This is a genomic window from Bradyrhizobium sp. I1.14.4 (genome assembly GCF_050435825.1).
Taxonomy (GTDB): Bacteria; Pseudomonadota; Alphaproteobacteria; order Rhizobiales; family Xanthobacteraceae; genus Bradyrhizobium.
The window spans coordinates 224,296-242,071 of sequence record NZ_JBNDLA010000005.1 but is presented as its reverse complement, the minus strand read 5'-3'; the positions used below and the strand labels follow the sequence as shown (position 1 = coordinate 242,071).

Genomic DNA, 17,776 nt, shown 5'->3' with positions numbered 1-17,776 from the left:
GTTGCCCCGAACTGCAAACGGCGGGTGAAAATACCCGCCGCTTGGCATCGGCTCCGGCCGCGTTCTTACCCCGCCTTGGAGACTTCCATCAGCAGGCGCTCGGCCTTGGCGTCCTCGATGCGGTTCACGAACTTGCTGCTCTCGTAATTGTCGCGCACCGTCTTGGTCAGCGTGATGCAGGTCTGGATCAGCATCACGATGCCCATCGTGAGGTAGCCCTGCATCCAGAGGCTGATCGGCAGGAAGAACACGCCGACGGCGACGAGGAAGGCGGAGGCCGCGAAGGACGCGTAGGTGAAGGTGACCCAGGCGCCGCTGTGGGGTTGGATGGTCTGGTTCATGGTCGTCTCCTGATGATGCGTGGTTTGAAGTTGGCTTGGTTTCAGGCTTGAGGTTTCAGGCGGCGGACGGGCGCTTGGCTTTCAGCCGCGCCAGCACGTCGTCGGCAGTCGATTTCATGCGCGGACCGAAGCCCTGCTCCGCGAGCTTCTCGGCGATGACGAGCGGTCCGGAGGCGGTATCGATCTCGAACAGGGCGTCGTCAGCCGCCTGGGCTTCCAGCTGCCGCTCGCGCAGCCGCTTCAGCGTCGCCTCTGCTTCCGGCAGCGTCGACTCGTAGGGACGCGCCGCCTCAATGCCGCTCCGGCGCAGCGAACGCACCGCCTCCGAAGCGCGAGCCAGCCGGCGGCCGCGATCGAGCTCGGCAATGCGCGCCTCCGCGTTGGCGACGTGGCGCTTCAGCCGGGTGATCTCGCTGGCGAACAGCGTGCGCGCGGTCATCGCGGCATCGCGTTCGGCTTCGAGGTTGGCGATCGCCTGCGCGGCTTCGCGGGCGAGGTCTTCCCGGCCGCCCTCGAGCGCCGCTGATGCGCGCACCTCGAGATCGGCGATCCGGCCGTTGGTGGCGTCGAGCCGGCGGCCCTCCTGCTGGTCGCCGGCGATTGCGAGCGCCAGCGACCGCTTTGAGCGCTCGACCGCGGCGGCGGCATCGCGCATCTGCTGGTCGAGGACGACCAGCGCGGTCCGGTCTTGCAGTTCCTCCTCGGCTGCCGCCACACTGCCGCGGAAAATCGTCAAAACAGTTTTGAACATTTGGTCACTCCCTGTTATGAGCATCGCTCATGACTCTTTTGTACCAGATAATGAGCGACGCTCAATTAATATTTGAGCAACGCTCAAGACTATGGTTAACGACGGGTGAAACATGTCCAAAGCGTTGGAACGACGTGCAAAACTGCGCGAAGCGCTGATCGAGGCGGCGGAACGGGCGATTGCGGCAAAAGGTCTCGGCGGCCTGAAAACGCGCGAACTGGCCCAGGAGATCGGCGTCGCCAATGGCGGCGTCTACAATCTGGTCGAGGATGTCGACGAGCTGATCCTGCGCGTCGGCTCACGCACCCTGGCCCGGCTGGATGCGTCGCTGTCGCTGGCCGAGATCGGTGGGGCGGCGGCACCGCGCGAGATGCTGGTGCGGATCGCGGTCGCCTATTGCGACTTCGCCGCCGACAATCTCGAACTATGGCGCGCGCTGTTCGAGCACCGCATGCAGCCCGGCAAGCCGGTGCCGGAATGGGCCATCACCGAGCAGATGGAATTATTCCGCCACATCTACAAACCGCTCTCGGTGCTGCTTCCGCAGCGCTCGCCGGCGCAGCTCGGCGTCACCGCGCGCAGTCTGTTCTCGGCCGTGCACGGCATGGTCGCGCTCGGGCTGGAACACAAGCTGATCGCGGTGCCGATCGGTGCGCTGCGCAGCGAGATCTCGACATTGACGCGCGCGATGGTCGATGGCCTGACCGCGAAAAAGGAATAGCGCCTGGGGACGCAGCGATCGAGGTCGGAAAGGGAAAGCTTGCAAAATGATCGAATAGTAGTCATATACCGTGGATCGAGTTTCGGCCGAACGACTTGGCCTCGCCGCTGACAGCGCGCCTGACTGACGACCCTCACCCCCTGAACTTCGAATTCGCCTGCTGCGCTCTTGAGTGCGGCTACAAACACGCATCTACATTAAAGGACGATCTCCCATGAATACGGGAACCGTGAAGTGGTTTAACAGCCAAAAGGGATTCGGCTTCATTCAGCCGGATCAGGGAAGCCAGGATGTTTTCGTTCATATCAGCGCAGTCGAACGCGCCGGCATGAGCACCCTCAACGAGGGACAGAAGGTTTCTTTTGACATCGTTGCAGACCGCCGGACTGGCAAATCTGCTGCGGAAAATCTGCGCGCCGCGTAAGCCGCCGCTATCGACGCCATGCTGCTTTGACCACGGATGTACTGGCAGAGCCTCTGGTTTCACGACCCCGCGACTGGTCTACCGGCCGCGGGGGTACTTTCTAGAACACCGCGTGCAATGCCCGCCAAGACCAGGACTTGAGCCGTCTGCCGGCGGGCGGCCCGCGCATTAAGCAGCCGAGGTCGCGAGCTTGTCCACCGATATCGATCCAGATCAACAACACGACGACATCATGTACCCGCAGGTGCTGCCGTTTCTGCTGGTTCACGCAGGGTGTCTGGCGGCGATCTGGTCGGGCGTCTCATGGCAAGCGATTGCAATTTGCGTAGGTCTGTATTGGCTGCGCATGTTTGCGATCACGGCCGGATATCATCGGTACTTCTCGCACCGAGCTTACTCAACAAGCCGGGCGTTTCAATTCATCCTTGCATTCCTTGCCCAAAGCAGCGCCCAGAAGAGCGTCCTCTGGTGGGCTGCGAAACATCGGCATCACCATCTTCATTCGGATACCGAGCAGGATGTGCATTCACCCGGGCACAAAGGCCCCGTGTACAGTCATCTCGGCTGGATCTTTTATCGACAGCACGATGCGACTGATCTGACGAAAGTTTCGGATTTTGCCTCGTATCCAGAGTTGATATGGCTGCACAGATTCGAGGTTTTTCCGGCGGTCGTGGTCGCAGGTCTGTGCTTCCTCGTTGCGGGCTGGCCGGGCCTCCTGGTCGGTTTCTTCTGGAGCACCGTGCTGCTGTATCACGCAACGTTTTGCATCAACTCCCTCGCACATGTTCATGGACGCAAGCGCTATGTTACGGGCGATGACTCCCGCAACAACTGGCTGCTGGCTCTGTTGACGATGGGCGAGGGTTGGCACAACAACCATCACGCCTACCAAAGCAGTGCGCGGCAAGGCTTCCGCTGGTGGGAGATCGACCTGACCTATTATGTTCTGGTGGCCTTGTCCTGGCTCGGTCTCGTCTGGGATCTGAAGGCGCCGCCCGCGCAGGTTCTCCGCAACGAGCAGCGCCTGGGATCACGTGTGATCAAGCGAACGGCTGAGCAGCTCGCCGGCCGTTTCAATCCCGAATACATCGCGCAGGCCATCAAATCGTCAGTCCATGAAACCGGATTGTCGGTGCGGGAGGCACTTTTCCTGTTGCAGCACCGTGCCGACATGCGTCTGCCCAGCATGCCGACGCGTGACCAGTTGCTGGCTGAAGCCCAGGCCATGTTCGCGAAGACGAGATCGCTGGACGACATCGTCGACCGAGCGCATGAACTCCTGGTGGAATCGGTTTGCTTTCTTCTGGCCGTTCCGCCCCCGGTGGCCGGCGTGACCCAGAAACCTTGAGTGAGCGGTAGCATTTTGCCTCATCCATCCCCATATGAGGTCAATGAGCAACTGGCAAAAACCGAGCAGGCGGGAACCACCCAAGACCAAGGCTGAATTGCGCGAGATGCTGACCGAGGCTGTGCGCAACACGCCGAGCCCGGACCAGGTGTCGAAGCGGCGCCCGGCAAAAGCCAAAAAGACCGCGGCCGGAGCCGCCGACGTCGATTGAGCCGCGCGCGCCACGCGACCGGATCGCCCGCCCGGGATGCGACCGAATTCCATCCGCGACGAGCGCGAAAATCTTCGTGAAGGAGCAGCATGCGCAAGCTTCCCAAGCCGACCGAACAAGAGATCAATGAGGGACCCCAAGCGGTGTCTTTTCAGATTGCGAACGGAAACGCACGACAGGACTGCATCCTGCAAACCACATTCCCAACGAAGATGCAGGCGCAGAAGTATCTTCTCGCGAATTGGCCGACGATTGAAAAAAGAGCTCGCGATGCCCTTGCGGCGGGGACCATTGAAGACGGCCAGATCAAGCTCATGATGACCTGAACAGCCCACGGAAACGCCCGGACTCACGGCTCCATCGTATACGCACGCCCGGGTTCGAGCGCGTAGATCGTCAGAAAGCGCAGCGGCCGTTCCGGATCGCAGTTGCGAAACAGCGTGTGCGGAACATCGGCGCGATCCTGCAAGGTCTCGCCTGTCCGATACTGTCGTGGAGCCTCGCTGCCATAGGCGGATTCGGCGACACCTTCGACGATAAAGACCACTCCCCCAACAGGATGCCGGTGAAGCGGGGCAACCCCGCCGGGCGGATAGGTCACCTCGGCAACGACCAGCTCGCGATGATCACCGGGTAGTCGCAGTCGCTCAAGGGTCTTGCGCGTGACGCCGGCAAAGCCGGCTTGCTGGGCGCGACCGTCGTTGCTTTCAGCCATTGGAACCCTTCCTTGTCACGCGAACTATTGTGTCCCGACCAAGTCGCGGTTGCGATGACTATGGGGGCGCTTCAGCGACGCAACAAGGTGCCCAAGCTGTTTCAACCCGTGCGACGCAGATCAGCCGAAGTCCTTGCCTCCCCTGCTCCCACGTTGCAGGATTCCTGCGCCGAAAACCTTCAGCAGTGGGACTTGCATGAGAACAGGTATCGTCACGACGCGGTTGTCGAGCGTCGCCGCATTGGCGGTCATCTTTGCAGCATCAAGTGTCATGCCCGCGTCTTCGGCGCAGGCCGCGCCGGAATGCTCGATGTCGGTCACTTTGGCGGATTGGGGCGAGAATTCGACCGGCGATATCGACGTCGCGTCGGGCGAGAGCTGCCAGATCCCGATCGGAATACGCGGCACCGTGACGGACTCGGCGATCTCGCAAAAGCCGGCCTACGGCAAATTGAAAAAGATCAACGCATCGACCTTCGAGTACAGGGCGAAAGCCAAATACAAAGGCAGCGATACGTTCGCCATCAAGGCAACGGGTCAGGGGCCGAAGGCTTCCGGCACCTCAGTCATCACCGTGCACGCGACAATCAAGTAATCGCCCCGTCGCGCGCTGAACAAACCCGGCGCGCGACGATTTTCTGGATGAATGCGCGCTTAAGCCGGCCGCGCGCCGGTGCGGATGATCGACCCGACATGCTGGCCGCGCAGCGCCGCGGTGAGCCGGCCGGGAACGAGGCCGTTCACGACCTGCACCCGCTCGATGTGCCGCGCATTGGCCATCACTTCGAGCAGCGCGGGATCGAACGGCAGCGTGCCTTTCAGTTTCGTGAGGTCCGCGAGGCTGGCCTCCCGCAGCAGCTGCGCCTTCTTCCCATCGGGGCCATTCGGATCGTCGGTGTACACGCCGTCGACGTCCTCCACGATGGTGAGGCCGGCGGCGCCGAGCGCATCGGCGATCAGGAACGCGCCGGTGTCGGCGCGGTGCAACGGGATGCGCGACGCCGGGAATTCGTGATGGTGATACGGCGGAAAGGCGCTGCCAACGACCGCGCGGGCGGCGGAGAGATGGATCGCGAGCTGACTAGCAATGGTCGGATGCTCGATATAGGACACGCCGTCCGGCGCGAGCAGGCAGCCGAGAATATGGCCGTTCTGGCCGGCCTCGCTTGCGGCGAGCGGCGCGAGCGAGCCGACCGGCAGTCCGAGGTCGAGGCCGACGCTGTAGAGATGGCGGGCGCGGATGCCGGCCCCGGTCAGGATCAGCAGCCGATGCTCTGATAACAGCGAGCGCAGCTCGTCGACGATCGGCAGGATCGCCTGATGGCCGCGGTCCATGATCGAGCGGCCGCCGATCTTCACCACCTGCACCCAGGGCAGCAGCGGGATCGGGCGTCCGCCGGCGACGGGACGGGTGAGATCGCTGTCGAGCAGGGTCTGGCGCGCAAGCGGCGAAGTGACGTGCTTGATGGTGTCATCCATGGTCGGGTCTCTCTTCAGCTCGCGGTGATGATGGTGCCGACATGCTCGCCCGCGAGCGCGCGGGTGAGGTTGCCGGGGACGAGGCCATTGACCGACCTGCACCTGGCGGACATGGCGTGCGGTGGCGAGTAGATCGAGCACCGGGAATTCGAGGATCGAATCCTGCAATCCCTTCGCCTTCATCTCGGCGACCGAGATTTTCGGGATGAAGGAGGCGCCCTTCGTGGTCTTCGGGTTCGCGGTGTAGAGGCCGTTCTCGTCCTTCACATAGATCATCGCCTTGCAGCCGAACTGCTCGGCGACCAGGAAACATCCGGCGTCGGTGCGGTAGGGCGGGATCGTGCCCTCGGCCGCGGGCCGCATCCAGAGACCGTAAGGCGGCATGCCGCTGAAGATGACGGCGCTGACCTCGGCGAGGTAAAGCGGCACGGCCGAAAGCCCGGCGCCGCTGACCGCGGAGATGCCGTGCTTGGCCAGCAGCTGGCCCAGCATCACGGCGTTCTGATCGGCGACAGAGGCGCCGAGTTGCGAGAGCACGCCGGCCGGCAGCCGAAGCCCGGCCGCGATCGAGTAGAGATGCCGGGCGCGGGTGCCCGCGCCGGTCCCGATCAGCAGCTTGTGCGCCTTGCGGACCGCGACGATCTCGTCGACCAGCGGATAGACGGCGGCGCGGCCACGGTCGATGACGCTCTGCCCGCCGATCTTGATTACCGTGGCGTCCGGCAGGATCCGGAAGTCCGATGCCGCATCCGCCGCAGCCAAAAGCTGCGGATCGGTCAGCGACTTTTGCATCAGGAGCGCTTCAAGCTCCGCCGTCGTGTTTGCCACGAGAAACGTCCTTTCTCCAATGCCCTGCATTGCTTCCGTCGGCCCGCGAAATCCGAACCGGTCTCGACCGGCGGCTCGCAAAGGCCCGCATCCGAACTGCACTGGTAGCGATAAGCCGCGCGGGTCTCAAGATGCAATGGCAATGATGCTGCGCGGGGCATTCTGCGGCCCGCCTTATCTCAGCGGTCGACAGCCGGCAGCCTGACGGTCACACGCAGACCCGCGCGTTCGGTGCCGGTCATATTCTCGAACTGGATCGAACCGCCGCACCGATCGATGATCCGTTTCACGATCGAGAGCCCGAGCCCGGCCCCGTCGCCGCTCGGCTGGCCACCGCGGAAGAACGGCTCGCCGATCCGATCCAGATGCCGCGGTGAAATCCCCGGCCCGGAGTCCTCGATCTGGATGACGGCCATTCCGTCCTCGCGATAGATGCCAAGGTCGACGCTCCCCCCTTCGGGCGTGAACTTGACCGCGTTCTCGACCAAATTTCGGACGACCGAGGTAAGGGAGAACTGATCGCCGTCGCTCGCGACTGTCTCGACCATCGTGAAGCCGAGGTCGATATTGCGCGCTGCCGCCTCAGACAGAAGATCGGCGACGACACCTTTTGCAATCCTGTCCAGATCGACCGCCTCGCCGGCAGCAGGCGTCACGGCATCCTGACGGGCGAGCGCCAGCAATTGCTCGAGCAGATGCCTGGTCCGCTGCGCGCCACTCTTCAGCGCATCGAGCCGCTCGCGCGTCGACGCCGGCATGTCGAGGGAAGCGAGATTTTCCGCCTGCAGGCTGAGTGCAGTGATCGGCGTCCGAAGCTCGTGCGACGCGTCAGCGATGAAGCGTTGCTGCTGCTCCATCATGGCGCGCATCCGTCCCAGCAACCCGTTGATCGAGCCGAGGAACGGCTGCAGCTCGCTTGGCGCGCCCGACGCTGCCAACGCGCTGACATCGTCTGCCGGCCGCGCGTCGAGATCGCCCGCGAGACGCAACATCGGACGGAACGATCGCGCGATCACAAAGGCGGTCACCAACAGCAGGCACGGCACAAGCGCCGCGATCGGCAATAGCGTCCGCACCGCCATGTCGCCTGCAATCTCCGTGCGGATCTCCGTGCGCTGCATCACCGCAAACCGGCTGTTGTCCGGCCGCGTGCGAAGCAGGACCCGGACCGGCTGCCCCTGATACACATCGTTCCGCAGCCCATCCTTCAGTGCCCACAGCCGGCGGTCTTCGGCGGCTCCGTGCGGCACGTCGCCAAGCTCGACGACGGCGACCTCGGATTCCGCATCGACGCCGTTCACTGGCCGGCTTTCCCTGATCGAGGCGTTGATTGCGAAGCTGCCGATCTGGATCAGGACGGAATCCTGCATCTCGATTGCTTCGCTGTAGGCCCATTTATAGGCGAGAATTCCACCGATTGTCCCCATCAGCACCATGATCGCGGTGAAGCCGACGAACAGCCGTCCGCGCAGCGAGGTCATCATTTCGACCGATCCGCCATCCATCCGACGCCGCGAACGTTCCGGATCGCGGCGGCGCCGAGCTTCTTGCGCACGGCGTGAATCAGGAATTCGACCGCGTTGCTTTCGACCTCCTCGCTCCAGCCGTAGATTTGCCGTTCGAGCTCGGCCCGGGACAGAATGGTCCCCGGCCGCATCAACAAGGCTTGCAGCAGTGCGAACTCTCGCGCGCTGAGCACGGCTGTCTCGCCGCGGAACGAAACTTCCCGCGTCGCGGGGTCAAGCTGAAGCTCGCCGTTCGTCAGGAGCGGCGGCACCCCGCTGCCCTCGCGCCGCAGCACCGCGCGCATGCGCGCCAGCAGCTCCCCGATCTCGAACGGCTTGATCAGATAGTCGTCGGCTCCGAGATCGAGACCCTGGATTCGATCATTCAACGTGTCGCGCGCCGTGAGGATGATCACGGGAAGACGCCTGCTATCCGCTCGGATGGTCCTGAGCACGTCGAGGCCATCCACCACTGGAAGACCAAGATCGAGAAGCGCGATGTCATAGGTCTCGCCTCGGCTGGCCTCGATGGCGACCTCGCCATTGCGCACCCAGTCAACGGCATAAGCGGCATCCCTTAGCGCGTCGACGACCGCGGCGCCGATCATCCTGTCATCCTCCACCAAGAGCACGCGCATCGCGACGACCATCCTGATCCGCCGGGTTCCTCGGCGACGTCACGCCTCCCCAATCAACCAACCGGTGACGCTGCGGTATCATAGCAGTTCGGACTTAGCTGCGACTTAGGGCTTTCGGAGTGCCTGCGTCGGCCAGTCCGCCCGCCTAAGCAGGAGCTAAGTCTGACCGTGCACGCTTGCTTCCAAGCTCGGCGAAAGCGCCGAACGTTTCAAGACGGAGCTTCGCAACGTGCAGAAAACCCGACATCTCGGCCGCGGCATGCTGAACAAGGTCCCGGAGGTTACCCTCGTCTTCTGGCTGATCAAGATCATGTCGACCACGGTCGGCGAGACCGGCGCGGACTATCTTGCCGTCCATGTCGGCCTCGGAACAACCGTGACCGGCGTGCTGATGGCCGGACTCTTTGCGGCGGCGTTGCTGATCCAGCTCACCATGGACCGTTACGTGCCGTGGATCTACTGGCTGACCGTCGTGCTGGTCAGCATCGTCGGGACGCAGATCACCGACGCGCTGACCGACAAGCTCGAGATCAGCCTCTACGTCAGCACCGCCGCCTTCGCGATCGCTCTCGCCGCTATCTTCGCGGCCTGGTTCGCCGTCGAGCGAACGCTGTCGATCCACACCATCGTGACCACGCGGCGCGAGCTGTTCTACTGGGCCGCGATCCTCTGCACGTTCGCGCTCGGCACCGCCGCGGGCGACCTCGCCACCGAAGCGCTGGGTCTCGGCTTCAACATCGGCGTCGTGGTGTTCATGGCGCTGATCGCGGGCGTCGCCGCGGCCTACGCCTTCGGCGCCGACGAGGTGCTCGCCTTCTGGATCGCCTACATCCTGACCCGGCCGCTCGGCGCATCGTTCGGCGACATGCTGTCCCAGTCCCGCGACTACGGCGGGCTGGGCCTCGGCACGATCTACACCAGCCTCGCCTTCCTCGCGGTAATCATCGGGCTGGTCACCTGGCTGTCGTTCGAAGGCGACACCGGCCGAAAGCCGGAAGCATCGCCCGGCGCATGAATTCGCCGTGCGTCCAGGCGGACGACGGCCGAAGCAGCCCCAAAAGGAGAACCATGATGAACAGGACAACACTCAGCCTTGCGGCGATCCTCGCGCTCGCAGTCGCCCAGCCGCTTCCCGGCGCGAGCGGCGGCCTCACATTGCTGCCGCGCGCGCAGGCGGCGGTGTCCAGGCTCGGCGACCTGACGCCATTCCGCAACATCGCTGTCGATGTCGCAGCATTGGTCGACAAGGGCGACCCGGCCGGCGCCAAGACACGCATCAAGGACCTCGAGACCAAATGGGACGAGGCGGAAGCTGGACTGAAGCCACGTGCCGCGGCGGACTGGCACACCGTCGACAAGGCGATCGATCGTGCGCTGGAGGCGGTTCGTGAGGCCAATCCGGATCCCGCCAAATGCAAGAAGGTGCTCGCCGAACTGCTGTCGATCATGGACTCGATGAAGGCCTGATCTCTCCGTCCATCGTCGACCACCCGCCGGCAACATCGTCCGCCGGCGACCCGGCCTCTTGGAGTGAATGACCCCATGGAACTATTATTGCGCGACACCGCCACGGACGACCGCGCCGGCAAGGTCCCCGCCGTCACGCTCGGCTTCTGGATCATCAAGATTCTCGCCACGACGCTCGGCGAGACCGGCGGCGACGCCGTCACGATGTCGATGAATCTCGGCTATCTCGTCGGCACCGCGATCTTCGCGGTCATCTTCGCTGTCGCTGTCGCGGCGCAAATGGCAGCGAGGCGCTTTCATCCGGCTCTCTACTGGATCGTGATCATCGCGACCACGACCGTCGGTACCACCTTTGCAGACTTCGTCGACCGCTCGCTCGGGATCGGGTATCTCGGCGGCGCGTCGCTGCTCGCCGCACTGCTGGTTGCATCCCTTGCCGCATGGCATCGCACGATGGGAACGGTCTCGATCGCGTCGATCGACAACAAGGCGGCCGAAACCTTCTATTGGGTCACGATCCTGTTCTCACAGACGCTGGGAACCGCGCTCGGCGACTGGATGGCTGACTCCACCGGCCTCGGCTACAGCGGCGGTGCCATCGTGTTCGCGGCAGGCATCGCCATTGTTGCCGCCGCCTATCTCTGGACCAGGGTGTCGCACACCGTTCTGTTCTGGATCGCCTTCGTCCTGACCAGGCCGCTCGGCGCCACTGTCGGCGATTTCCTTGACAAACCGCTGGATCACGGAGGCCTTGCCCTTAGCCGCTACACGGCATCCGTCGCCCTCGCCGTTGCGATCGCCGCTTTGGTATTCGTTCTGCCGCAGCGAGCGGGGGAGCACGCATGACCAACCGGCCTCTCCCCGCCCCAGACATCGTTCTCGAGCTACCGGCGCCGCGGCGAGACCCCCGTGGATCAAGCCTTGCCGGGCGTAAGGATCACCTTGCCCTTGAATGCGGCGGCCTTTGCGATGGCTTCCGAGAATCCCTCGAGACCATAGCTCCCGACGACCGGTGCGCTGATCGCGCCGGATGCGACCATCGGCACCAGATGATCGTACATCGTGGCCAACGCGTCGTCGGTTGCAGTCTTGCCCCAATGACCAAGCCAGAAGCCGCGCACCGACACTTCATTGAAGATCACGCTCAAGGCTGAGCCGGAGAACGGCTGTCCGCTCATCGCGCTGTAGATGACCAGCACCCCTTTCGGCGCCAGGCAGTTCATCAGGTTCAAGGCGGACGCGCCACCGACGACGTCGAGCGCCAGCTGGATCGGCGCCCCACCGGTCTCCCTGGCGACTCGCTTGGCGAGGTCCGGCCCGTCGACCAGCACGATATCACCGCCGACCGACTTGACCTCGTCGACGACCTCCTCGCGCCGGACGACATTGACCGTCTTGAGCCCAAGCGATTTGGCAATTGCGATCACCGCCCGCGCCGTCGCCGAATTGGCGCCGTTCTGGATCACCCAGCCGCCTGGCGGAACCTTCACGAAATCGGTCAACAGCAAATAGGCGGTCGCCGGGTTGACGCCGATCATCGAGAGTTGCTGGACGTCCGCTTTCTCAGGCAACGGCCGCTGCCAGGACGCCGTGAACTTGACGCGTTCGATCCAGGTCGGGACCGTGAACGGGATCAACGTTCGATCGCCGACCTTCAGGTTCGTCACCTGCGATCCCACCGCGATGACCCGCCCGACGCCCTCGATCCCAAGCGTAGCCGGCGGCGACGGCAGATAGCCGTAGCGCCCCGCAATGATCATGAAATCCGAGTTGTTGATCGGCGCGGCCTCGACCGCGACCACGACTTCGTTGGGACCGGGGCTGCCGACGTCGGGCACCTCGCTGAGCTTGACCACATCCTGAGCACGTCCGAACGCAACGACCTGAACAGCCTTCATGGCACGATCTCCAAACTTTGTTATGTACTAGTAAGTACAGAATATCGATGACGTCAATGGCCCGGAGTGCCTTCACAGCAAGGTGAAGGCTTCACATCCGACGCGGGAGTACATAAAAGGGCGGTATGGCAAGGCCGCGCAGCTTCGATCCGGACGACGTCCTGGAAATCGCCCGCCAGATGTTCTGGCAGAAGGGTTTTCAGGCGACCTCGCTCGACGAGATCACGGCGGTGAGCGGCGTCGCCAAGCCCAGCCTCTATGCGGCGTTCGGCGACAAGAACGCGCTGTTCCTGAAAGTGCTGGACCGCTATCACGACGGCATCCTGGGCTGGGCCGAGCGGGTGCTGGCGCAACCGGGGCCGGCTCGCGAGGCCATCAGGCAGTGGCTCACCGGCTTCATCCCCTATTGCTCGGGCGAGAAGGGCCAGCGCGGCTGCCTGTCGATCAATTCCGCGACCGACGGCTCGCTCGATCAGGCCGAGCTCCGCAAGAGCATCGAGCGCTACAACCGGCGGCTTGAAGAACTCCTGCGCACACGGCTGCGCGCCGATCGCGCCGAGTTCAGGAAGGGCTTTGACCCCGACGTCACCGCACACACGATCATGGTCGTGCATGCCGGGCTGCTGGCGCTCGCGCACCAGGCACCGGACCCGAAGCGGGTGAAGGCCGTGATTGATCAGGTGATGAGCCTGCTCGCCTGATTTTGCCGGCACCGGCCTTCCGGCAGCGCTCCGCGCGCCCTCGCACGAATGTGAATATATGACAATTATCATCTCATTGATGTTGAGCGCTCGATGACCATTTCCGGGTTGGCTGCCATGGGCGTCCGGATTTAGGATCAGATGGACAAACCGTTTTGGCGTGCGACGCTTATTGCATTCACCGCCGTGCTGACGATGCCGGCGGTCGGCCCAGTGCAGGCCCATGATCACCAGCATCCCGAGATGAACGGCTGGTATGAGAGCCTGCACAGCGGCCAGGGCCCGTGCTGCGACGGCAGTGATGCGCAGCGCGTCGACGATGCCGATTGGGACACCAGGAACGGGCACTATCGGGTCCGTCTCGAGGGCGAGTGGGTCGACGTTCCCGATGACGCCGTCGTCGCCGGACCGAACCGCGCAGGCCGCACCATGGTCTGGCCGTACTACCTGGATGGTCACCCGAGGCCGCGCTGCTTCATGCCGGGCAGCATGGGCTGAGCGGCCGCCAAGGCGCTGCACAGGCAGAGTACGGTTGATCAGAGATCCAGCTCGATCCGATTCTCGCCCTCGGCCTCCGGCTTCGCCGGCACCGCGCAGCAGATCAGCACCTCGTCATCGGGCACCTCGGCGGTCGGCTCCTTCACATAGGATACAGCGCCAGCCTGCAATCGGGTCCGGCAGCTTCCGCAATTGCCTTCCCGGCAACTGAACGCGGGGCTGAGGCCGCGCGCCTCGGCGAGGTCGAGCAGCGTTCCGGACTCCGGCGTCCAGCGCGCCTCCTTCAGCGATCCGGTGAAGGCGACTGGGACCGGCATGGTCGCGGGCGGCCGGCGCGGCGGCGGCGCTCTCAGGACGTCGGACTTCCGCACCAGCGACGACGGACCGAACGCTTCCGCGTGAATCCTCTCGTCCGCGACGTGGTAGCCGCGCAGCCCGTCATAGAGCGATTGGGTGAATTGCGGCGGTCCGCACAGATAGAAATCGTAATCGTTGAACGGCAGGACGCGCGACAACAGCGCCATGTCGATCCGCCCTACGGCCTCGTAATCTGTACCCTGCTCGGCGCCATCGACGTCACTGAGGACGCGGATGATCCGGACTGCGCCACCTGCAGCATCGGCCAGTTGCTGCAATTCGTCGCCGAACGCACGTTCCTGCCTGGCATGCGCGGCCTGGAACAGGAAGGTCGGCCGGACGCCGCGGGTGCGCAGCCCTTCGTAGACCACGTGGCGCAGCATCGCGAGCATCGGCGTGATGCCGACGCCGCCGGCAAGCAGCACCGCGGGCCGCTTCTCGCGCGCATCGATCGTGAAGCCGCCGCGCGGCGCGCGCGCTTCGATGATGTCGCCGACATGGATCGTGTCGTGCAGATGCCGCGACACTAGCCCGTCGCGCTCCACGCTGATGCGGTACATGCCATCCGACGGCGCGACCGACAACGTGTAAGTGCGAATGACCGGCTTGTCGGAGCCGGGCATTGAGAGGCGGATCGGCAGATGCTGTCCGGCCTGATGCGGAAGCAGCCCTGCGCCATCGTCCGGCTGCAGATGAAACGAACGGATCGAACGGCTCTCGTCGACGATCCTGGTGACCTTGAACGGGCGCCATTGCGTTGCGCGCTCGGTTGCTCGAATGCGATCTGCGGCCTGCGCCCAGTCGCCGGTCATCAGCGCATTCGGCGACCAGCCGTCGCTGCGGAAAGCCCAGCGCAGCGGCAGCGCGCCGCGCCTACGCACGATCCGGCGCGGACGGAAGCTCCAGAGCCGTTCGGCGCCCTGAAACGCCGCGATCTCGGGCGAGTCCAGGATCACCTCGGCGTCGCCGGTCAGCTGCAGCATATCGCCGGTTTCGAAATCGACGAACAGCAGCCCCGCCTTGCCGTTGACGAGGATGTTGCCCAGCGTGTTGAAGAACAGATTGCCGGCGAAATCGGGGATCGTCAACGTGCCGTCGGCGGCGACGCGGACGAAACCCGCTCTGCCGCCGCGATGCGAGACGTCGACCTGGCGACGGTCCTCGCGCTCGGCATAGGACGCCACGAAAAACGTATCGGCCGCAGCGATCATGTCGCGCGCCGCCTGATCGAGCGTCGTGCTTTCCTCGATCTTTCCCTTGAAAGGTTGATCCGGCTCGCGCACGAGGGCGAAATCCCGCAGCTGGATATACTGCGGACAATTGCCAAAACTCTGATCGAGCCCGAAGCTGAGCGCCCTGCCTGACGATGCACGAAGCAGCCCGTTGGCACGGTTGCGGCGCCGTGTGTGCAGTTCTATTCCCAACAACCCGATCGCATCGCCCTCGCGCATGCCCTCGCTGACGGGATCGCCGGGCTCGGGCCGCGCCTCGATCTCGAGGCTGCGCGGTGTCGGCGAGGAGATGAAGCCGGGCTTACCGGCCAGCAGCGACGCCCACGCGTCGCCGCTGCGGTCGACGCTGCCGACGACGATGAAGGGAATCTGCGCGAAGAAGTCGCGATGCTGGTCGGGCATGAAGTCCCGCACGGCGCGCCGGCCGACGGCCTCCATCTTTTCGGCAACGCCTGCCTTCTGCTGGATCGCCCTCTCGCCGGCATGCCAGGTCGCGAGCTTGCTCTTGGTTCGCCTGTCGCTCATCTCGTTGCCTCCCTTTTCGGGCTTGGACGGGGCGCGCCCGAAGGCACGCCCGGTCAGCACGTCACGCAGCCGTCGCCAGACCGACGAGGGTCTTGGCAAAGGGCACGAAGCCCGGCAGCGCCTCGATCCGGCGCAGGAAGGCGTTGACGCGCGCATAGGCGGAGAGATCGACGTTGCCTTCGGGCGCGCTCGAGAGATAGCTGTAGAGCGCCACATCGGCGATCGTCGGCTGCGCGCCCACCACCCAGTCGCGATCGGCGAGATGGGCTTCGAGCCGCTTCAGCAGCACATGGGCGCGGGCGATCACATCGTCCGGATTGTGCTTCGCGCCGAACACGGTGATGAGCCGCGCCGCGGCAGGCCCGAACGCGAGATCGCCGGCGGCGACCGACAGCCAGCGCTGCACGGCTGCGGCACTCTTTGCATCCCGCGGCAGCCAGTCGGTTCGGCCGAGCTTGGTCGCGAGGTACACAAGGATCGCGTTGGAATCGGCAATAATGGTGCCGTCATCGTCCAGCACCGGCACCTGACCGAACGGATTGAGCGCCAGGAATTCCGGCGTCTTTTGCGCCGCGGATTTGAGGTCGATTTCGATCAGTTCGTGCGGAATTCCGAGCAAGGAAATGAACAGGCGCGCGCGGTGCGCGTGACCGGAGAGAGCGAAGTGATAGAGCTTCATGGTGCCGTTCCCGATGTCGTGGGCGGGGTCATCCCGACCGCGAACCCAAGGTGGCCCATTGCAGCTCACATGAGAATTATCTGTTACGACACTTCATTATTGCGATTAATGCAATAAATTAGAATTCTCGTCATGGCCGGGCTCGTCCCGGCCATCCACGTCTTTTCTGCCCGGCGAAACAAGACATGGATGCCCGGGACAAGCCCGGGCATGACGAGCTTTGCGGAAGCGCCCGCCTCCAAGCTGCGCCCTTCAAACCTCGACGATCACGTAATTGCCTTCGATGTGCACCGGGAACGTTTCGGCGACATAGGGCCCCTTCTGCAATTCCGCGCCGCTCTCGACCGCGACCGGATAGGAGCGGATCCTGAACCGTTTCGGATCGAACCAGGACTGGCCGTTGCGCATATCGAATTCCCAGCCGTGCCACGGACAGCGCAGCATCTCGCCGACGCGGTCGCGCTGATAGATGCCGGGCTCCGGCGAGGTCAGGCGCGCCACGCAGGCGGCCTTCTCCAGCGGCGCGCCTTCCAGTGATCGCTCAGATAGGGCAGCAGCGTGGTGCGCGTTCCCCCCACCGCGGGATGGATGTCGCAGTCGATGCGCGTGGCCGCCATGGCGTTCCCCGGATTGATCTTCTTGTCATCGTTGTTGGCGGCATCGCTGCCGCAGATCGGACTGTGCCGCCGATAGCGCGGTCGTGCAAGCCGATCCACGCGGGGCCGCTCTGCCCTGCGCGCGCATCCGCGCCTCACGCGAAGTTGCAGGACGCCATGTGAATGGCATCACCCCATTCAGGCCGCGAGATATGCTAGCGATTCCGCGCCGTGGAAAGCGCTGCACCAGGAGACGGGAATGAAACTGAGCCGACTGACGATCCTCGCATGTTCATTGTCGCTGGCCTCGTCCACGGCATTGGCCGCGCCCGCGACCACCTCCGGCTCGGTCGCGCTGGCGCTCGCCGGCGTCGTGGCGCCCTATTCGCCGCTGCCGGCCAAGGAGAAGAAGGCGGTCGCCGCGTTCTTCAACGGCGACAGCAATGTCCCCACCACCAAGAAGATCACCGTCACCGCCGACAAGGTCGTCTGCCGCGCCAGCAATGTCGACATCACTGCACGCTCCTGCGCGCTGACATTCGGCAGCAGAACCCACACCGTGAAGGGTCGCGAAGCCAACGCGATCTTCGCCACCGTGGCGCTGGCCGGCGTGCCGCCCGACGGCGCCGCGGGCGCGATCTACGAGGCGCTGTCAAAACTGTCCTGCACGCTCGATCCGAACGTGATCAGGGACAAGGCCGGCGGCGGCGCCGACTGCAGCTTCGAGCCGGGGAATTAGGACAGGTTCATTGGCGCGCAGCCTTGGGCACGCGGCACGCTGCACGGGACTTGTTTTAGGCAAGCTTCGATGCGCACAATCCTCGGCAATTTCAGAAGTCAGTTTTCAGCACGGAGAGAC

At 64.2% G+C, this 17,776-nt stretch carries 22 protein-coding genes and 2 pseudogenes; 11 read left to right on the top strand and 13 right to left on the bottom strand.

The genetic code is table 11. From position 1 onward, the window contains the following. Nucleotides 1-65: 65 nt before the first annotated feature. Complete coding sequence (locus ABIB78_RS13350) at nucleotides 66-341, bottom strand: YiaA/YiaB family inner membrane protein (protein ID WP_429024952.1); 276 nt, start codon at nucleotides 339-341, stop codon at nucleotides 66-68. A gap of 55 nt (nucleotides 342-396) precedes the next feature. Next, nucleotides 397-1,092 (bottom strand): PspA/IM30 family protein, encoded by a 696-nt coding sequence (locus ABIB78_RS13345; RefSeq protein WP_429024949.1) that lies wholly within the window; start codon nucleotides 1,090-1,092, stop codon nucleotides 397-399. Between the two features lie 112 nt (nucleotides 1,093-1,204). Here ABIB78_RS13345 and ABIB78_RS13340 point away from each other — a divergent pair, with 112 nt between their 5' ends. The 4 genes from ABIB78_RS13340 to ABIB78_RS13325 all read left to right on the top strand — a co-directional run bounded on the left by ABIB78_RS13340 (nucleotide 1,205) and on the right by ABIB78_RS13325 (nucleotide 4,125). Beyond that, nucleotides 1,205-1,813, top strand: coding sequence for a TetR/AcrR family transcriptional regulator (locus tag ABIB78_RS13340; RefSeq protein ID WP_429024948.1), 609 nt, complete (start codon nucleotides 1,205-1,207; stop codon nucleotides 1,811-1,813). Nucleotides 1,814-2,027: 214 nt separating this feature from the next. After that, the gene (locus ABIB78_RS13335; RefSeq protein ID WP_429024946.1) at nucleotides 2,028-2,237 is read left to right on the top strand and encodes a cold-shock protein; all 210 of its coding nucleotides are present in this window, start codon (nucleotides 2,028-2,030) and stop codon (nucleotides 2,235-2,237) included. Nucleotides 2,238-2,469: 232 nt separating this feature from the next. Continuing rightward, complete coding sequence (locus ABIB78_RS13330) at nucleotides 2,470-3,588, top strand: acyl-CoA desaturase (RefSeq protein ID WP_429025354.1); 1,119 nt, start codon at nucleotides 2,470-2,472, stop codon at nucleotides 3,586-3,588. A gap of 300 nt (nucleotides 3,589-3,888) precedes the next feature. After that, the gene (locus ABIB78_RS13325) at nucleotides 3,889-4,125 is read left to right on the top strand and encodes a hypothetical protein (RefSeq protein WP_429024944.1); all 237 of its coding nucleotides are present in this window, start codon (nucleotides 3,889-3,891) and stop codon (nucleotides 4,123-4,125) included. 23 nt (nucleotides 4,126-4,148) lie between these two features. On the opposite strand, the gene ABIB78_RS13320 is transcribed toward ABIB78_RS13325, so the two are convergent. Both ABIB78_RS13320 and ABIB78_RS13315 read right to left on the bottom strand, forming a co-directional pair. After that, a complete protein-coding gene (locus ABIB78_RS13320; RefSeq protein WP_429024942.1) occupies nucleotides 4,149-4,514 on the bottom strand; it encodes a cupin domain-containing protein in 366 nt (121 codons plus the stop codon). A gap of 120 nt (nucleotides 4,515-4,634) precedes the next feature. Then, complete coding sequence (locus ABIB78_RS13315; protein WP_429024939.1) at nucleotides 4,635-4,835, bottom strand: hypothetical protein; 201 nt, start codon at nucleotides 4,833-4,835, stop codon at nucleotides 4,635-4,637. Here ABIB78_RS13315 and ABIB78_RS13310 point away from each other — a divergent pair. After that, nucleotides 4,825-5,109 (top strand): hypothetical protein, encoded by a 285-nt coding sequence (locus ABIB78_RS13310; protein WP_429024937.1) that lies wholly within the window; start codon nucleotides 4,825-4,827, stop codon nucleotides 5,107-5,109. The genes ABIB78_RS13315 and ABIB78_RS13310 overlap by 11 nt on opposite strands. Before the next feature lie 59 nt (nucleotides 5,110-5,168). Here the strand turns inward: ABIB78_RS13310 and ABIB78_RS13305 are convergent, their stop codons facing one another. The 4 genes and pseudogenes from ABIB78_RS13305 to ABIB78_RS13290 form a co-directional block, all read right to left on the bottom strand. Beyond that, nucleotides 5,169-5,993, bottom strand: a complete 825-nt coding sequence (locus ABIB78_RS13305; RefSeq protein WP_429024935.1) for a molybdenum storage protein subunit alpha — start codon at nucleotides 5,991-5,993, stop codon at nucleotides 5,169-5,171. A gap of 14 nt (nucleotides 5,994-6,007) precedes the next feature. Further along, nucleotides 6,008-6,821, bottom strand: a pseudogene (locus ABIB78_RS13300) (uridine kinase). A gap of 179 nt (nucleotides 6,822-7,000) precedes the next feature. After that, nucleotides 7,001-8,305, bottom strand: coding sequence for a sensor histidine kinase (locus ABIB78_RS13295; RefSeq protein ID WP_429024934.1), 1,305 nt, complete (start codon nucleotides 8,303-8,305; stop codon nucleotides 7,001-7,003). Further along, entirely contained in the window at nucleotides 8,302-8,964 is a 663-nt protein-coding gene (locus tag ABIB78_RS13290; RefSeq protein WP_429024931.1) for a response regulator transcription factor, read from the bottom strand. The genes ABIB78_RS13295 and ABIB78_RS13290 overlap by 4 nt, the downstream gene beginning before the upstream one ends. Nucleotides 8,965-9,223: 259 nt before the next feature. On the opposite strand from ABIB78_RS13290, the gene ABIB78_RS13285 reads away from it, so the two are divergent. The 3 genes from ABIB78_RS13285 (at nucleotide 9,224) to ABIB78_RS13275 (ending at nucleotide 11,277) form a co-directional block, all read left to right on the top strand. Then, nucleotides 9,224-9,979, top strand: coding sequence for a COG4705 family protein (locus tag ABIB78_RS13285; RefSeq protein WP_429025351.1), 756 nt, complete (start codon nucleotides 9,224-9,226; stop codon nucleotides 9,977-9,979). Nucleotides 9,980-10,035: 56 nt separating this feature from the next. Then, nucleotides 10,036-10,431 (top strand): hypothetical protein, encoded by a 396-nt coding sequence (locus ABIB78_RS13280; RefSeq protein WP_429024929.1) that lies wholly within the window; start codon nucleotides 10,036-10,038, stop codon nucleotides 10,429-10,431. Nucleotides 10,432-10,506: 75 nt separating this feature from the next. Beyond that, nucleotides 10,507-11,277: a COG4705 family protein gene (locus ABIB78_RS13275; protein ID WP_429024927.1), complete on the top strand. Its 771-nt coding sequence runs from the start codon at nucleotides 10,507-10,509 to the stop codon at nucleotides 11,275-11,277. A gap of 68 nt (nucleotides 11,278-11,345) precedes the next feature. Here the strand turns inward: ABIB78_RS13275 and ABIB78_RS13270 are convergent, their stop codons facing one another. Then, nucleotides 11,346-12,329, bottom strand: coding sequence for an MDR family NADPH-dependent oxidoreductase (locus tag ABIB78_RS13270; protein ID WP_429024924.1), 984 nt, complete (start codon nucleotides 12,327-12,329; stop codon nucleotides 11,346-11,348). A gap of 125 nt (nucleotides 12,330-12,454) precedes the next feature. On the opposite strand from ABIB78_RS13270, the gene ABIB78_RS13265 reads away from it, so the two are divergent. Together ABIB78_RS13265 and ABIB78_RS13260 are read left to right on the top strand one after the other, a co-directional pair. After that, nucleotides 12,455-13,030 carry a TetR/AcrR family transcriptional regulator gene (locus ABIB78_RS13265; protein WP_429024922.1) on the top strand — a complete coding sequence of 192 codons (576 nt, stop codon included), beginning with the start codon at nucleotides 12,455-12,457 and terminating at the stop codon, nucleotides 13,028-13,030. 141 nt (nucleotides 13,031-13,171) lie between these two features. Next, nucleotides 13,172-13,528 carry a hypothetical protein gene (locus tag ABIB78_RS13260; protein WP_429024920.1) on the top strand — a complete coding sequence of 119 codons (357 nt, stop codon included), beginning with the start codon at nucleotides 13,172-13,174 and terminating at the stop codon, nucleotides 13,526-13,528. A 38-nt stretch (nucleotides 13,529-13,566) separates the two neighbouring features. Here ABIB78_RS13260 and ABIB78_RS13255 read toward each other — a convergent pair whose 3' ends face one another. From ABIB78_RS13255 to ABIB78_RS13240, 4 genes and pseudogenes are all read right to left on the bottom strand, one after another. Next, the gene (locus ABIB78_RS13255) at nucleotides 13,567-15,642 is read right to left on the bottom strand and encodes a pyridoxamine 5'-phosphate oxidase family protein (RefSeq protein WP_429024918.1); all 2,076 of its coding nucleotides are present in this window, start codon (nucleotides 15,640-15,642) and stop codon (nucleotides 13,567-13,569) included. A gap of 61 nt (nucleotides 15,643-15,703) precedes the next feature. Then, the gene (locus ABIB78_RS13250; RefSeq protein WP_429024915.1) at nucleotides 15,704-16,321 is read right to left on the bottom strand and encodes a glutathione S-transferase family protein; all 618 of its coding nucleotides are present in this window, start codon (nucleotides 16,319-16,321) and stop codon (nucleotides 15,704-15,706) included. 252 nt (nucleotides 16,322-16,573) lie between these two features. Then, nucleotides 16,574-16,822: a Rieske (2Fe-2S) protein gene (locus ABIB78_RS13245; RefSeq protein WP_429024913.1), complete on the bottom strand. Its 249-nt coding sequence runs from the start codon at nucleotides 16,820-16,822 to the stop codon at nucleotides 16,574-16,576. A gap of 26 nt (nucleotides 16,823-16,848) precedes the next feature. Then, nucleotides 16,849-16,995, bottom strand: a pseudogene (locus tag ABIB78_RS13240) (amidohydrolase family protein); the annotation flags it as partial. Between the two features lie 181 nt (nucleotides 16,996-17,176). Here ABIB78_RS13240 and ABIB78_RS13235 point away from each other — a divergent pair. Next, complete coding sequence (locus ABIB78_RS13235) at nucleotides 17,177-17,656, top strand: hypothetical protein (protein ID WP_429024911.1); 480 nt, start codon at nucleotides 17,177-17,179, stop codon at nucleotides 17,654-17,656. Nucleotides 17,657-17,776 lie beyond the last annotated feature (120 nt).

Coding starts and splice junctions, on each gene's coding strand:
- ABIB78_RS13350 (WP_429024952.1), bottom strand. CDS start 341: ATGAACCAGACCATCCAACCCCACAGCGGCGCCTGGGTCACCTTCACC.
- ABIB78_RS13345 (WP_429024949.1), bottom strand. CDS start 1,092: ATGTTCAAAACTGTTTTGACGATTTTCCGCGGCAGTGTGGCGGCAGCC.
- ABIB78_RS13340 (WP_429024948.1), top strand. CDS start 1,205: ATGTCCAAAGCGTTGGAACGACGTGCAAAACTGCGCGAAGCGCTGATC.
- ABIB78_RS13335 (WP_429024946.1), top strand. CDS start 2,028: ATGAATACGGGAACCGTGAAGTGGTTTAACAGCCAAAAGGGATTCGGC.
- ABIB78_RS13330 (WP_429025354.1), top strand. CDS start 2,470: ATGTACCCGCAGGTGCTGCCGTTTCTGCTGGTTCACGCAGGGTGTCTG.
- ABIB78_RS13325 (WP_429024944.1), top strand. CDS start 3,889: ATGCGCAAGCTTCCCAAGCCGACCGAACAAGAGATCAATGAGGGACCC.
- ABIB78_RS13320 (WP_429024942.1), bottom strand. CDS start 4,514: ATGGCTGAAAGCAACGACGGTCGCGCCCAGCAAGCCGGCTTTGCCGGC.
- ABIB78_RS13310 (WP_429024937.1), top strand. CDS start 4,825: ATGTCGGTCACTTTGGCGGATTGGGGCGAGAATTCGACCGGCGATATC.
- ABIB78_RS13305 (WP_429024935.1), bottom strand. CDS start 5,993: ATGGATGACACCATCAAGCACGTCACTTCGCCGCTTGCGCGCCAGACC.
- ABIB78_RS13295 (WP_429024934.1), bottom strand. CDS start 8,305: ATGATGACCTCGCTGCGCGGACGGCTGTTCGTCGGCTTCACCGCGATC.
- ABIB78_RS13290 (WP_429024931.1), bottom strand. CDS start 8,964: ATGCGCGTGCTCTTGGTGGAGGATGACAGGATGATCGGCGCCGCGGTC.
- ABIB78_RS13285 (WP_429025351.1), top strand. CDS start 9,224: ATGCTGAACAAGGTCCCGGAGGTTACCCTCGTCTTCTGGCTGATCAAG.
- ABIB78_RS13280 (WP_429024929.1), top strand. CDS start 10,036: ATGAACAGGACAACACTCAGCCTTGCGGCGATCCTCGCGCTCGCAGTC.
- ABIB78_RS13275 (WP_429024927.1), top strand. CDS start 10,507: ATGGAACTATTATTGCGCGACACCGCCACGGACGACCGCGCCGGCAAG.
- ABIB78_RS13270 (WP_429024924.1), bottom strand. CDS start 12,329: ATGAAGGCTGTTCAGGTCGTTGCGTTCGGACGTGCTCAGGATGTGGTC.
- ABIB78_RS13265 (WP_429024922.1), top strand. CDS start 12,455: ATGGCAAGGCCGCGCAGCTTCGATCCGGACGACGTCCTGGAAATCGCC.
- ABIB78_RS13260 (WP_429024920.1), top strand. CDS start 13,172: ATGGACAAACCGTTTTGGCGTGCGACGCTTATTGCATTCACCGCCGTG.
- ABIB78_RS13255 (WP_429024918.1), bottom strand. CDS start 15,642: ATGAGCGACAGGCGAACCAAGAGCAAGCTCGCGACCTGGCATGCCGGC.
- ABIB78_RS13250 (WP_429024915.1), bottom strand. CDS start 16,321: ATGAAGCTCTATCACTTCGCTCTCTCCGGTCACGCGCACCGCGCGCGC.
- ABIB78_RS13235 (WP_429024911.1), top strand. CDS start 17,177: ATGAAACTGAGCCGACTGACGATCCTCGCATGTTCATTGTCGCTGGCC.